Consider the following 12,841-nt stretch of genomic DNA (forward strand, 5'->3'; position numbering starts at 1 on the left):
CCGGGGCAGATGATGACCACGATCCGCGCCGCCAAATTGCGTGACATGTCCGACTGTGCGGCAATCGTCAATGCATGGATTGATACAACCGAATGGATGCCGCGGGTGCATCCCGAAGAGGACGTCGCCGAATATTATCAGGATATTGTTTTTGCAAAGTACGAAATATTTGTCGCCGACGATGATGGTGCAATTGCCGGAATGGTAGCCCTCTCACCAGACAATATCGTCAACGCGCTTTACGTTCACCGGGACCATCGCAGCAAAGGAATCGGCAAGGCGCTGCTTGACCACGCCAAACAGGAAGCAACCGGACCGATAGAACTCTGGACCTTTGTGGAAAATCGCGGCGCACAAGCCTTCTATCTCAGGGAAGGATTTAGCGAGATCCGGCGTACCGATGGCGACAATGAGGAGCATTTGCCGGATATTCTCTATCGATGGCAGCGCCCGGTTGGAGGGCTGCATCCATGAACTTTATCCGCAACAGCGTGATACCTGTCGGAACGGTGCTCATCGCCATTCTCGTGCTCTGGTATGTCTTCGCGGTCATTCTCAATGCGCCGTTCGAGCGCGATCAGGCAGCCCGCGCCAATACCGAGATTTCGACCCGCCAGCTGATTGCCAATACGATGGCGCAGGAGCGCCCGGTCCTGCCTGCTCCACATCAGGTCGCCGAGGAAATCCGCAAGACTGTGTTCGATATCAGTCCGACATCGAAACGCAGCCTCGTCTACCACGTCGGCGTAACTCTCTCGTCGACCCTGCTGGGTTTTGGGCTTGGAACGCTGCTCGGTATCCTGCTTGCCATTGCGATTGTCCATTCGCGCACGCTGGACAAGAGTCTGATGCCATGGATCATCACATCGCAGACAGTACCGATCCTTGCCATAGCGCCGATGATTATTGTGGTGCTGAATGCCGTGAATATCACCGGGCTTCTGCCCAAGGCGATGATCTCCACATACCTGTCGTTCTTTCCCGTAGCAGTGGGCATGGTCAAAGGCTTACGCTCGCCCGAGATCATGCATCTCGACCTGATGCGCACCTATAATGCTTCAAAAGCGCAGGTGTTCTGGAAACTGCGCTGGCCCGCATCCATGCCCTATCTCTTTACCTCGATGAAGATTGCCGTGGCCATCAGCCTTGTTGGTGCCATCGTCGGCGAACTGCCGACTGGAGCAGTCGCAGGGATCGGTGCTCGGCTGCTGGCTGGTTCCTATTACGGCCAGACGGTGCAGATCTGGGCCGCACTGATTGCGGCAGCGCTGATGGCTGCCATTCTCGTCAGCCTGATTGGGCTGGTAGCCACGCTCGTCAACCGGCGCATGGGAGTACGTCCATGAGGATTTCCCGTTCACCGCTGGCCATTTCCGCTTTCCTGCTTGCCGTTGGCGGATTGCTGATATCGTCGGGTGGCGATGTTCAGGATACGCTTGCCTATTCGACACCGGTTATCCTGTTTGTCGCGGCGGCGGTAGCGCTTTTCACAAGCGTGTCGGCTTCATCGCTGATTGCGCTGCTTGTGCTCGTCCATATCGTTCCCTTCTGTCTTATCGAACTGCTCCACTCGATGGGACCGGAAGGTCCCTCGATTGGCTATTGGTGCATGGTGGCGTCGGCCTGGCTGTTGGCATGGTTCAGCGTGCAGAATCTCGCTGGCCTGAAACTGGCCCGGCCAGACGCACAGCGCGTTGTCAATCTTGCCTTGCCCGTTCTCTTCGGCGCGTGGCTGCTGATCCTCTGGGAGATCATTGTCAGGGGTTTCGGCGTACCAAGCATCCTGTTGCCGCCGCCATCCATGATCGCCGCGCGCATCTCGAACTCTGTACCCACACTCTGGGCGGATTTCCAGCAGACTTATCTGAAAGCTGCCATCGCCGGTTATGCTATCGGATGCGGCAGCGGGTTCCTTGCGGCTATCCTCGTTGACCGGGTGCCATTCCTGCGCAAGGGCCTGCTGCCCATCGGCAATCTTGTCGCTGCTCTTCCTGTTGTTGGCATAGCGCCAATCATGGTGATGTGGTTCGGGTCCTATTGGGAATCCAAGGCCGCCGTCGTCGTCATCATGACCTTCTTCCCGATGCTGGTGAACACGGTGGCCGGACTTGCAGCATCCGGCGCGATGGAACGTGACCTGATGCAGACCTATGGTTCAAGCTATGCGCAGAGGCTGCTCAAACTCCGCCTGCCCGCCGCCATGCCCTTCATTTTCAACGCCCTGAAGATCAATTCAACACTGGCATTGATCGGCGCCATCGTTGCGGAATTCTTTGGCTCTCCCATTGTCGGCATGGGCTTTCGCATCTCGGCAGAAGTCGGACGCATGAATGTCGATATGGTCTGGGCGGAAATTTTTGTGGCAGCGCTTGCGGGTTCCCTGTCTTACGGGCTTATTACCCTTATCGAGCGGGCCGTTACTTTCTGGCATCCTTCCTACAGAACTTAAAAACAAGAAAAGAGGAGAACTGAAACATGAAGAAGATGATTGCACTGTCGATGGGTCTGGCAACGCTGCTGATGGCGGGCTCTGCGCTTGCAGCCGACAAGCTGACCTTACAGCTGAAATGGGTCACGCAAGGCCAGTTTGCCGGCTATTACGTCGCCAAGGACAAGGGCTTCTACAAGGAAGCTGATCTTGATGTCGAGATCAAGCCGGGTGGTCCTGATGTTGCCCCGCCGCAGGTGATCGCCGGTGGCGGCGCCGATGTGGTTGTTGACTGGATGCCTTCGGCACTGGCAACCCGCGAGAAGGGCCTGCCCCTTGTTAATATCGCCCAGCCGTTCAAGCGGTCCGGCATGATGCTGACCTGTCGCAAGGAAACCGGCATTACCAAGCCTGAGGACTTCAAGGGCAAGACCCTTGGCGTCTGGTTCGGTGGCAATGAATATCCGTTCCTGTCGTGGATGAACCATCTTGGTCTCAAGACCGATGGCGGGCCAAATGGCGTGACGGTTCTCAAACAGGGCTTCAACGTCGATCCGCTGATCCAGAAACAGGCCGACTGCATTTCCACCATGACCTACAATGAATATTGGCAGGTGATTGATGCGGGCATTCCGGCTGATCAGCTCGTCACCTTCAAATATGAGGACGAGAAGGTCGCAACGCTGGAAGACGGGCTCTACGTCTTGCAGAAGAGCCTTGATGATCCGAAGATGGTCGAGAAGCTTGCCCGCTTCGTCAAAGCTTCGATGAAGGGCTGGGACTATGCCCGCCAGCATCCGGATGAAGCCGCCAATATCGTGCTTGAGAATGATGCGAGTGGCGCGCAGACCGAAAAGCACCAGAAGCGCATGGTGGCCGAGATCAACAAGCTGACGGAAGGCTCCACCGGCGTTCTCGATGTGGCAGCAGCCGAGCGCACCGTCGAGACGCTGCTCGGTGGTGGTTCCGACCCTGTTATCACCAAGAAGCCGGAAGGCGCATGGACAACAAAGGTCACCGACGCCGCAAAGTAAGGCGAAGGGGAGAAACGAAAAAGGCGGGGAGCAATCCCCGCCTTTTTCCTATCTGGACAAACCGTTCTATTCGGCTGGCAAGGGCGGCTGCGACACCACTTCCAGCAATTCGCGCTCGAGCCTTGCTTCCTCTTCCGCCTTGGGTTTGGAGAAACCGGCAAGCAGCAGATAGGCAACCGGCGTCAGGAACAGCGTTGAGGCCGTGGCAAGACCCAGACCACCGACAATAACCCAGCCAAGGGCAATACGCGCCTCAGCCCCGGCGCCGCTGGCAAGAACCAGTGGAACACCGCCAAGAATGGCGCAGAGCATGGTCATGACAACGGGGCGCAGACGGATATTGGCTGCTTCCTCAATGGCCTGGCGCACATTCCGCCCCTGATCACGCAGATGATTGGCGAATTCCACAATCAGAATACCGTTTTTGGCCATAATACCGACAAGCAGCACCAGCCCGATCTGGCTATAAACGTTCATGCTGGTGCCGGTGAGGATCATGGCAAAGACTGCACAGGCGAGACCGAGAGGAACCGTGGCCATGACGATAACGGCACTGATGAAACTTTCGAACTGGGCGGCCAGCACGAGCAGGATGATCAGGATAGCAAAACCGAAGGTGACGAACATGCTGGCGGAGTTTTCACCCAATGTCGCAGCCTCGGCGAGAGGAATAATGCGATAACCCGGCGGCAGCATGGGCGCGGCCACTTCCTGAACGACCTTATAGGCATCCCCCAAAGCGAACTCCGGGCTGAGGGCTGCCGTGATGGCAACGGAGCGCATCTGCTGCTCACGCGTCAGCGCGGGCGGCACAGCGACTTCCGTCAGCTTGGCGATGGTCGACATCGGCACGAAACGCCCATCGCTGGTACGCATGAATACATTTTCGAGGTCGGTCGGATCATTGATCGGGTTGGTGGTGGAAACCAGCTTCACGTCGAAACTGCGATCCTCGATATAGACAGAGCCGATCTTGTAGCCATCCAGCACCGATTGCAGGGCCTCGGCGAGCCCGGTGATATCAATCCCAAGATCGGAAGCCCGTTCGCGATCAATGGAAACGGAAAGCTGCGGCTGCGTTGGTTCATTGGTCAGGCGCGGCCGGTCGAAACGCCGGTCCTTTTCCAGTGCCGAGACAATCTTGGCTGCGGTCGAACCGAGGTCAGCATAGTTTGTACCGACGATGGCAAACTGCAAGCCGTTGCCCGCACCGCGAATACCGAGCGAATTGGGTTGAGCGGCAAAGACCTGAATACCCGGAATATTGCGCACGCGCTTGGACACATCGGTCAGAATTTCCTGCTGGCTGCGGTGACGCTCCTTCCATGTGGCAAGACTGAGCACCATGAAGCCGCGATTGGTATTGCCGTTCTGTCCGGCGATGGAAAAGGTGTTCTGGATTTCGCCGGAATCGCGCATCGGCTGGATCAAGGTCTCGATCTGGCGCATCTGATCGTTCAGATATTCGAGGCTGACACCCTGCGGTGCAGTGATACGCAGGAAGGCGGAGGCGCGGTCTTCGGTCGGCGTCAGTTCCTGTTTGAGCAGCGAAAACGCACCAAAAGCCGCTCCGGCAAACAAAAGCGATGCCAGAACGACAAGCCATGGAGCGGCCAGACAGCCATGCAGAATGCGCCTGTAGGCTTCGAGGAAAAACCCGCCAACACGCCTGACAAGGCCCGGAGAATGATTGATATCCTCATGTTTCGCTTCACTTGCCGAGAGCAGGCGCGATGCCAGCATCGGGCAGAGCGTGAGGGCGACAACGGCAGAGAGCAGCACGCAGATCGCCAGCACGAAACCAAACTCACGGAAGAGGCCGCCGGTTTGGCCCGGCAGAAAGGAGAGCGGCACAAACACTGCGGCAAGCGTCACGGTCGTTGCGATAACGGCGAAAAACACTTCCTGTGTTCCAAGCACTGCCGCCGCCCGCGGCCCCATGCCCTGATTGCGGCGCCGGACAATATTTTCAAGCACGACAATAGCGTCATCGACCACGAGACCGGTCGCCAATACCAATGCGAGCAATGTCAGAATGTTGATGGAGAAGCCCGCCAGATACACGGCCGAGATGGTTCCGATCAGCGCCACCGGCATAGAGACGGCGGGGATCAGCGTTGCGCGGATGTCCCACAGGAACAGGTAAATGATCAGGATGATGATGAAGACAGAAGCGCCAAGCGCGATTTCCACTTCATGCACGGCGCCGTTGATGAACTCCGCATCATCACTGGTCACGCGGATATCGACGCCCTGTGGCAGAGTTTTATGCAACTGGGCAACGGCTTCGCGAATGCCCTTGGATATATCGAGTGTATTGGACTGTGCCTGCCGGATAATGCCAAGACCAATGCCCGTCTTGCCATTAGCGCGCAATGTCGATGTGCCAATGTCAGGGCCAAGCGTCACCGTCGCGATATCCCTGATCTTGGTGCGGTCCTTGATGATGATGTTTTCGAAATCCTCAGGCGTGACGATCGGGGCCGTGGCGCGGACAACAATGCTCTGCGCATTGCTGTTGATCTGGCCGGCTGGTGTATCGAAAGCCATGGTGTCGAGCGCAGTGCGCACATTGGCGACGGTCAGACCGAGACTTGCGAGCTTGCCCTGATCAATATCAATCCGGAAAATCTTGCTGCGATTGCCATTGACCTGCACATCGGCAACGCCGGGAACCGATGCAAGCACATCTTCGATCTGGTCTTCGACCAGCACCGTCATGTCCTCGACCGCCATAGTGTCCGATGTTACCGCAAGCCGCATCACCGCATCCGCATTGGCATCGGCCTTGACGATCTGCGGCGGGTCCGCCTGCTCAGGCAACGTGTTGGTGATGCGGCTGATGGCATCGCGCATATCAGCTGCGGCCACGTTGAGATCAACACCATCATTGAACTCTACCGTTACACGGCTGGTGCCGAAGGATGAGCTTGAGGAAATGGATTTAACGCCTGATACACGCGACACGGCGCTCTCAATGGCCGCTGTCAGTTCACGGTCAACGGTTTCGGCAGCCGCTGCCTCAAAGGTCGTCGTTACCGTTACAACAGGGCGATCCACATCCGGCAGTTCGCGTATATCAACACCGTAGAAGGCGGCAAGCCCGGCCACCACGATCAATACGTTCAGGACCAGCGCCAGTACCGGACGACGGATAAAAAGAGCAGTGAAATTGGAGTCGGATTGTCCGTGCGAATTGCTCACGCCACACCTCAGCCCTGTTCGCCGACAGAAGCAAGAGGCCGAGCGTCTGTCTGATTGGCAGGCTGCCCCTTGATCTGGACAGTCCCGCCCTGACGAACGGATTGCACGCCTTCAGCGACGATAAGGTCGCCAGGCTTGATCTCGGCGTTCACAAGAACATAGGCTGTATTGCGCTGCATGATGCGCACGGAAACGCGCTGCGCCTTGTTATCGACGATCTTCCAGACATAGGCACCATCCGTGCCCCACTGGATCGCCAGCGGATCGACCGTCGGATAGGTTTCACCGGCAAAGCCCATAGTCACCTGAAAGGCCATGCCTTCGCGCAGCGCATCATTCGGATTGGTGATCTTGGCCTGTACCTGCAGGGTACGGCTGTCAGGATCAACGCGATTGTCGATGGAACTGATGGTTCCGTTGAAAGTCTCACCCGGACGGGCAACGGAGGTAGCCGTAACGGCAGCCCCAACCTTGACCGCAGGGGCGAAACGTTCAGGCACCCAGAAATCAACAAGCACATCGCTGCGATCGGCAATCGTGGCGATCTGCGTTGTTGTCGTGATGTAGTTGCCGGCGCTCACAGGCAGAATACCGACAATACCGCTGATTGGTGCCTTGATGGCACGCCGGTCCAGCGCAAGTTCCGCCTCACGCACATCAAGACCGGCATTATCGACGGCCAGACCAGCATCGGACACCTGCACAGCGGAGACCGTGTTGGTGGTGCTGAGATTTTCAGCGCGCTTCAGCTTTGTCTGCGCGTCCTTCAACATGGTGCGTGCCTTGTCGGCGGCAATGGCCTCGGCCTCTGCATCGAGGCGGGCAATCACATCACCTGCCTCGACCTTGGTCCCGGACGTGACAAGAATTTCGTTCATGCGGCCAGCGGCAAATGGTGTGACGGAAACCGAACTTTTTGCCTTGCCGGTGCCAATGGCAGACAGCTTGTCATTGATCTTGGCTTCTTCAGCAGCACGCACAACCACAATCGGCGCCGCCTGTCCGCTCCGGCCTTGTCCAGCTGACGTGGCGGGCTTGTCTGTGGTCAGAACCTTGTCAACGCCCGCTTTTTTGAAGAGATTGGATGCACCTGGAAAAAAGTATAGCCACCCACCGCCAGCAATGGCGAGGACCACAACAACCAGTACAAGCTGTTTCCAGACTTTCATACATCACTCCAAAAAGACCGGTTCCGCATGAGGCAGAGCCAGCACCACCATGTTTATGATTATATCCCAAAGCGCATCCCGGCGCGAAAGGCTGATTACAACGGAGAATAAAGCGCTTTGATGTCGCCGTTAATGACAAAAGTGTGAGGTTACAAAGATTTAATGCAAGGACCGCATATCATCTGGCTGCGGAATTTAGCCGGATATGACCGGTTCTGCTTGATGACCGGTTTCTGCCGTGCAACATGGCGGGCGGAAATTCCGGAAGGAGAGCATTCAATGGCGACCAAGACCGACATTGCACGGCGCGTGTTCAACCACACATGGAAACTCGATCCCATTGTCCGCAGCCTGCTGGATACGGATTTCTACAAACTGCTGATGTTACAGATGATCTGGGGCGTTTATCCGAAAGTGGATGCGACGTTTACCCTGATCAACCGGACCACCCGTGTCCGGCTGGGAGATGAGATTGACGAGGAAGAGCTGCGCGAGCAGCTGGACCATGCGCGCACGATCCGTTTCTCCAAAAAGGAGATGATCTGGCTTGGCGGTAATACGTTCTACGGCAAGAAACAGATCTTTGAGCCTGATTTCCTTGAATGGCTGACAAATTTCCAACTGCCGGAATATGAGCTGACCAAGCGCGACGGTCAGTATGAACTGAATTTCCACGGTCCTTGGATGTACACGACCATGTGGGAAATTCCGGCGCTGACCATCATCAATGAGCTGCGCTCACGGGCGGCGATGAAGAAAATGGGGCGTTTCGAGCTTGATGTGCTCTATGCCCGTGCCAAGGCCAAGATGTGGACCAAGGTGGAGCGCCTGCGCTCCCTGCCCGACATCCGGATTTCCGATTTCGGCACGCGGCGGCGCCATTCTTTCCTGTGGCAGCGCTGGTGCGTCGAAGCGCTGAAAGAGGGTATCGGCGATGCTTTTACCGGCACCAGCAACGTGCTTTTGGCCATGGACAACGATCTGGAAGCACTTGGCACCAATGCGCATGAACTGCCGATGGTTCTGGCTGCCCTCAGCCGCACGGAAGAGGAATTGCTGAAATCGCCCTATAAGGTGCTGCAGGACTGGAACCGCTATTATGGCGGCAATCTGCTGATCGTGCTGCCTGACGCGTTTGGAACAGCAGCCTTTTTGCGCGATGCACCCGACTGGGTCGCAGATTGGACAGGGTTTCGCCCCGACAGCGCTCCACCCATTGAGGGCGGCGAGAAAATACTCTCGTGGTGGCGCTCAAGGGGTAAAGACCCACGCGGCAAGCTTCTGGTGTTTTCCGATGGGCTCGATGTGGAGACGATCGAAGAAACCTATCACCACTTCAAGGGCAAAGTGCGCATGAGTTTTGGTTGGGGCACCAATTTGACCAATGATTTTGAGGATTGCGCCCCGCGTTTCAACGATCAGCTCAACGCGATCTCATTGGTCTGCAAGGTCAGCGAGGCCAATGGCCGCCCGGCGGTCAAGCTTTCCGACAATCCGAAAAAAGCAACCGGCGACAAGGCCGAGATCAAGCGCTATCTGGAATTGTTCGGGGCGGTGGACCGGGTGGAACAGGCGGTGAAGGTTTAAGCAGTGACGCTTGTATTACGGTGGTTCGTGGTTCGTGGTTCGTGGTTCGACAAGCTCACCATGAGGGAGAGTGAGGATGCAACGATAATCTCCAACGTTGCTGAATTGCGTTCCCCTCATCCTGAGCCTGTCGAAGGGCCTCATGGTGAGCTTGTCGAACCACGAACCATGCCAATGCAATCCTATTCAGCCATTAAAAGGAAAACCCGCTGGCAAGCCAGCGGGGTTCCAAAATTCAGTCAATCACCCGGTTGTCTACTGCAACATAACCGTCCGCAGCTCGTGCTCCTGTGCGCCAACAAGAATATTGTCACGTTCATCGGAAAGCACAATCGGATCGCCATTGGCAGCAAAGAGCGCCCAGAGTTCAACACCCGGTGTCATCGGCGGCAAAGCGGGGAAACTGGTGGCGAGATCGTCGGTCTTCACTTTGCGCATATAGGCGACCTGTCCGGCGCCAAGACGCGAAAATTCCAGTTCACTCAGGAAATTCTTCGAAACAGTGTTTTGCATATCAGCCTCCATATTCGGACAGTCCTTCCAAAGGCCCTGTCCCGCTAGAGCTACACCGCTGCGCCATGCGTCCACTTGGACGCATAAAGGACGCAGCGGCCCCTTAGTGGCGCATAATCCTTTCCAAAAATCGAAGTGATTTTTGGCGTTATGCGCTAGTCCTGTACCGCAATGTTGATGCGTTTGACCAATCGTTCGGGTTCTGGACGGTCGAGATCGATCGACAGAAGCCCATTCTTCAAAGTGGCCGCGCTGACGCGCATTCCATCGGCAAGAACGAATATGCGCTGGAACTGGCGCGCTGCGATGCCACGATGCAAATATTCCCGTTCGCTTTCATCGGCCTGCCTGCCGCGAATGACCAACTGGTTATCTTCAGTGGTCACTTCAAGATCGTCATTGGAAAAGCCAGCGACCGCAAGCGTGATCCGAAGCTGTTCCCGGCCATTATCGGCCTGGATGCGTTCGATATTGTAAGGCGGGTAGCCGTCACCGGATTTGGCGATACGCTCCAGCGTCTTTTCCATCGTGTCGAAACCAAGCAGCAAAGGGCTTGAAAACGGTGTCATTCGTGTCATCTGTGCAGTCCTCAGAAAAGCGACCTAAAAGAGAAACCCGGAGATGGCATTTCCCTTCTGTCCTTTGATATGGTTGATCCGGATGCAGACTTCAAGAGAATGAAAGCAAGAGATGACGCGGAAAATAATAATCGATACCGATCCGGGCCAGGATGATGCGCTGGCAATCCTTCTGGCGCTGGCAAGCCCGGAACTTGATGTTCTTGGAATTACGGCAGTTGCGGGTAATGTGCCGCTGAAACTCACGCAAACCAATGCCCGTAAAATCTGCGAACTGGCCGGACGCCCCGATGTAAAGGTTTTTGCCGGAGCAGACAGACCGTTGATGCGGGCACTGGTTACTGCCGAGAACGTGCATGGAAAGACTGGCCTTGACGGCCCTGACCTGCCCGAACCGACCATGCCTCTGCAACAGCAGCATGCGGTTGATTTCATCATCGAAACTTTGCTCAAGGAAGAAAGCGGCAGCGTGACCCTGTGCCCGCTCGGTCCTCTCACCAATATAGCGCAGGCGCTGATCCGTGCGCCCGAGATTGCCCCGCGGATTCGCGAGATCGTGCTGATGGGCGGCGGCTTCTTCGAGGGCGGCAACATCACTCCGACGGCCGAATTCAACATCTATGTGGACCCGCAGGCCGCGCAGGTGGTGCTTGCGTCAGGTGTACCAGTTGTCATGTTGCCGCTTGACGTGACGCACAAGGCATTGACCACGGCCAAGCGTATTGACCGGTTTCGGGCCATGGGCACCCAATCAGGCACGGCCTGCGTTGCGCTGCTGGAGTTCTTTGAACGTTTCGATGAAGAAAAATATGGCAGCGATGGCGGCCCACTACACGACCCGAACGTGATTGCCTATCTCCTGAAGCCAGAGCTTTACAAGGGAAGGCATTGCAACGTCAGCGTTGAAATCGCTTCGGAACTCACGCTCGGCATGACCGTCGCCGATTGGTGGGGCGTGACCGACAGACCGAAAAACGCCTTTTACATACGAGATGTGAATGATGACGGTTTCTTCGATCTGCTGGTTGAACGCATCGCCCGTCTCCCCTGAGCCCAATAGGTCCGGCGGCGCGTGTAGCCGGACCTATCCTCTTGTTTCATCACAAAAAGTTGAGTCGGCGTAAACCTTCGTTCAGCAATTCAGGCGCATAATCACCCCATGACAGAAGGCCCGAGATGATGGGCTCAAGCGTATGGGATCGACATGCTGACACGGCGAACGTTCTTTTACGGATTTGCGGCGGCCCTTACCGCGCCACAGCTTGCATTGGCGCAATCCGGGAAGCGGCCCTTTGTTCTCAATCCTGAATATATGCCGCAGATCGTCGACTACCCGGGATATGAAGAGATCGGGACAGTCGTGATCGACCCGCGCAACCGCTTTCTCTATCTGATTGAAGACGAATATTCAGCATTACGTTACGGCATCGGCGTTGGCCGCGCCGGGCGCGCGTTTTCAGGAACGGCGGAAGTCGGACGAAAAGCCAAATGGCCGCGCTGGCAGCCGACTGACAATATGATCAAACGCCAGCCAGAAAAATATGCCCGTTATGCTGATGGCGTGGCTGGTGGTGGAAGCAATCCGCTTGGGGCTCGTGCGCTCTATCTTTATCGCAACGGCCGCGACACCTATTACCGTATCCATGGCACAACGGAGCCTTCGTCAATTGGTAAAGCCGTTTCGAACGGCTGTATCCGCATGATCAACGAGCATGTAATGGATCTTTACGAACGGGTTCCCTTGGGGACACCCGTCGTCGTGCTCTGATCAATCGGACAGCGCATGCGCCTCACTATTGCGTGTCGGGCACCCGGCGCCAGCTATAGGTGCCTGCCTTGGTGTGTGAGCCACGGCCAGGCTGATAATAAACCGGCGTATCGTGCAGATTGTGATCCGCAAGCCGTGTCAGCGTGACCGCATGGGTGACTTTCAACGTATCAAACCCGGTGCGCAGCATATAGGCAACCTGATCGATCAGCACATCGCCAACTGCACGCAACTCACCCTGAAACTGATGACGGTCCTTCAGCACTTCGGCCTTCGAATAGGAACGGCCGTCGTTGAAGGCGGGAAATTGCAGCGCAATGACCGGGATAGAGCCGAGCAGTGGCAAAAGTGGGTCGATGCTCTCCCCCGGTGCAACGGAAACTCCGATACGCCGATTGGTTGCGTTGCGCACGCCTTCGTCAAGGCCAAGCCAGACGGCCAATGGAAGGATCACCGCCGGTGCGTCTCCAGCCTCTTCCAATGTTTCTGCCGTGATGTAGGGGTCTTCGCGAAATCCTTCGCGGCCCCATAGCTGGCTCTCGGGCTTTTCGGAAATGTCG

General features: G+C 56.5%; 12 protein-coding genes. 7 read left to right on the plus strand and 5 right to left on the minus strand.

Features of this window, described 5'->3' with window-relative positions; genetic code table 11:
• Positions 1-9 precede the first annotated feature (9 nt).
• Genes FHW17_RS02515 through FHW17_RS02530 form a run of 4 tightly spaced genes read left to right on the plus strand, consistent with a single transcriptional unit; the run spans position 10 to position 3,462 of the window.
• Positions 10-474 (plus strand): GNAT family N-acetyltransferase, encoded by a 465-nt coding sequence (locus tag FHW17_RS02515; protein ID WP_246706718.1) that lies wholly within the window; start codon positions 10-12, stop codon positions 472-474.
• Entirely contained in the window at positions 471-1,346 is an 876-nt protein-coding gene (locus FHW17_RS02520) for an ABC transporter permease subunit (protein ID WP_112522664.1), read from the plus strand. Before FHW17_RS02515 ends, FHW17_RS02520 begins: the two co-directional genes overlap by 4 nt.
• Positions 1,343-2,449, plus strand: a complete 1,107-nt coding sequence (locus FHW17_RS02525) for an ABC transporter permease (protein WP_182509152.1) — start codon at positions 1,343-1,345, stop codon at positions 2,447-2,449. Before FHW17_RS02520 ends, FHW17_RS02525 begins: the two co-directional genes overlap by 4 nt.
• 26 nt (positions 2,450-2,475) lie before the next feature.
• Entirely contained in the window at positions 2,476-3,462 is a 987-nt protein-coding gene (locus FHW17_RS02530; RefSeq protein WP_112522665.1) for an ABC transporter substrate-binding protein, read from the plus strand.
• 66 nt (positions 3,463-3,528) lie between these two features.
• Here the strand turns inward: FHW17_RS02530 and FHW17_RS02535 are convergent, their stop codons facing one another.
• Together FHW17_RS02535 and FHW17_RS02540 are read right to left on the minus strand one after the other, a co-directional pair.
• A complete protein-coding gene (locus FHW17_RS02535) occupies positions 3,529-6,666 on the minus strand; it encodes an efflux RND transporter permease subunit (protein WP_112522666.1) in 3,138 nt (1,045 codons plus the stop codon).
• 8 nt (positions 6,667-6,674) lie between these two features.
• Positions 6,675-7,835: an efflux RND transporter periplasmic adaptor subunit gene (locus FHW17_RS02540; RefSeq protein ID WP_112522667.1), complete on the minus strand. Its 1,161-nt coding sequence runs from the start codon at positions 7,833-7,835 to the stop codon at positions 6,675-6,677.
• A 279-nt stretch (positions 7,836-8,114) separates the two neighbouring features.
• Between FHW17_RS02540 and pncB the strand changes: the two genes are divergently transcribed.
• A complete protein-coding gene (gene pncB, locus FHW17_RS02545; protein WP_182509153.1) occupies positions 8,115-9,422 on the plus strand; it encodes a nicotinate phosphoribosyltransferase in 1,308 nt (435 codons plus the stop codon).
• A 255-nt stretch (positions 9,423-9,677) separates the two neighbouring features.
• On the opposite strand, the gene FHW17_RS02550 is transcribed toward pncB, so the two are convergent.
• Both FHW17_RS02550 and FHW17_RS02555 read right to left on the minus strand, forming a co-directional pair.
• Positions 9,678-9,935 carry a DUF1150 family protein gene (locus FHW17_RS02550; protein WP_091880169.1) on the minus strand — a complete coding sequence of 86 codons (258 nt, stop codon included), beginning with the start codon at positions 9,933-9,935 and terminating at the stop codon, positions 9,678-9,680.
• Between the two features lie 155 nt (positions 9,936-10,090).
• On the minus strand, positions 10,091-10,513 hold the full coding sequence (locus FHW17_RS02555) for an Hsp20 family protein (protein WP_112522668.1): 423 nt from the start codon (positions 10,511-10,513) through the stop codon (positions 10,091-10,093).
• A gap of 112 nt (positions 10,514-10,625) precedes the next feature.
• Between FHW17_RS02555 and FHW17_RS02560 the strand changes: the two genes are divergently transcribed.
• Positions 10,626-11,564, plus strand: coding sequence for a nucleoside hydrolase (locus FHW17_RS02560; protein ID WP_182509154.1), 939 nt, complete (start codon positions 10,626-10,628; stop codon positions 11,562-11,564).
• A 153-nt stretch (positions 11,565-11,717) separates the two neighbouring features.
• Positions 11,718-12,281, plus strand: coding sequence for a L,D-transpeptidase (locus tag FHW17_RS02565; protein ID WP_182509155.1), 564 nt, complete (start codon positions 11,718-11,720; stop codon positions 12,279-12,281).
• Between the two features lie 25 nt (positions 12,282-12,306).
• On the opposite strand, the gene FHW17_RS02570 is transcribed toward FHW17_RS02565, so the two are convergent.
• Positions 12,307-12,837, minus strand: coding sequence for a DUF934 domain-containing protein (locus tag FHW17_RS02570; protein ID WP_113095534.1), 531 nt, complete (start codon positions 12,835-12,837; stop codon positions 12,307-12,309).
• Positions 12,838-12,841: the final 4 nt, after the last annotated feature.

Origin of the sequence: Phyllobacterium sp. P30BS-XVII, from assembly GCF_014138335.1 — a bacterium.
In the GTDB taxonomy this organism is placed as follows: domain Bacteria; phylum Pseudomonadota; class Alphaproteobacteria; order Rhizobiales; family Rhizobiaceae; genus Phyllobacterium; species Phyllobacterium meliloti.

Excerpts from the sequence above, each read along its gene's own strand:
- FHW17_RS02515 (WP_246706718.1), top strand. The coding sequence starts at position 10 with ATGATGACCACGATCCGCGCCGCCAAATTGCGTGACATGTCCGACTGT.
- FHW17_RS02520 (WP_112522664.1), top strand. The coding sequence starts at position 471 with ATGAACTTTATCCGCAACAGCGTGATACCTGTCGGAACGGTGCTCATC.
- FHW17_RS02525 (WP_182509152.1), top strand. The coding sequence starts at position 1,343 with ATGAGGATTTCCCGTTCACCGCTGGCCATTTCCGCTTTCCTGCTTGCC.
- FHW17_RS02530 (WP_112522665.1), top strand. The coding sequence starts at position 2,476 with ATGAAGAAGATGATTGCACTGTCGATGGGTCTGGCAACGCTGCTGATG.
- FHW17_RS02540 (WP_112522667.1), bottom strand. The coding sequence starts at position 7,835 with ATGAAAGTCTGGAAACAGCTTGTACTGGTTGTTGTGGTCCTCGCCATT.
- pncB (WP_182509153.1), top strand. The coding sequence starts at position 8,115 with ATGGCGACCAAGACCGACATTGCACGGCGCGTGTTCAACCACACATGG.
- FHW17_RS02550 (WP_091880169.1), bottom strand. The coding sequence starts at position 9,935 with ATGCAAAACACTGTTTCGAAGAATTTCCTGAGTGAACTGGAATTTTCG.
- FHW17_RS02555 (WP_112522668.1), bottom strand. The coding sequence starts at position 10,513 with ATGACACGAATGACACCGTTTTCAAGCCCTTTGCTGCTTGGTTTCGAC.
- FHW17_RS02560 (WP_182509154.1), top strand. The coding sequence starts at position 10,626 with ATGACGCGGAAAATAATAATCGATACCGATCCGGGCCAGGATGATGCG.
- FHW17_RS02565 (WP_182509155.1), top strand. The coding sequence starts at position 11,718 with ATGCTGACACGGCGAACGTTCTTTTACGGATTTGCGGCGGCCCTTACC.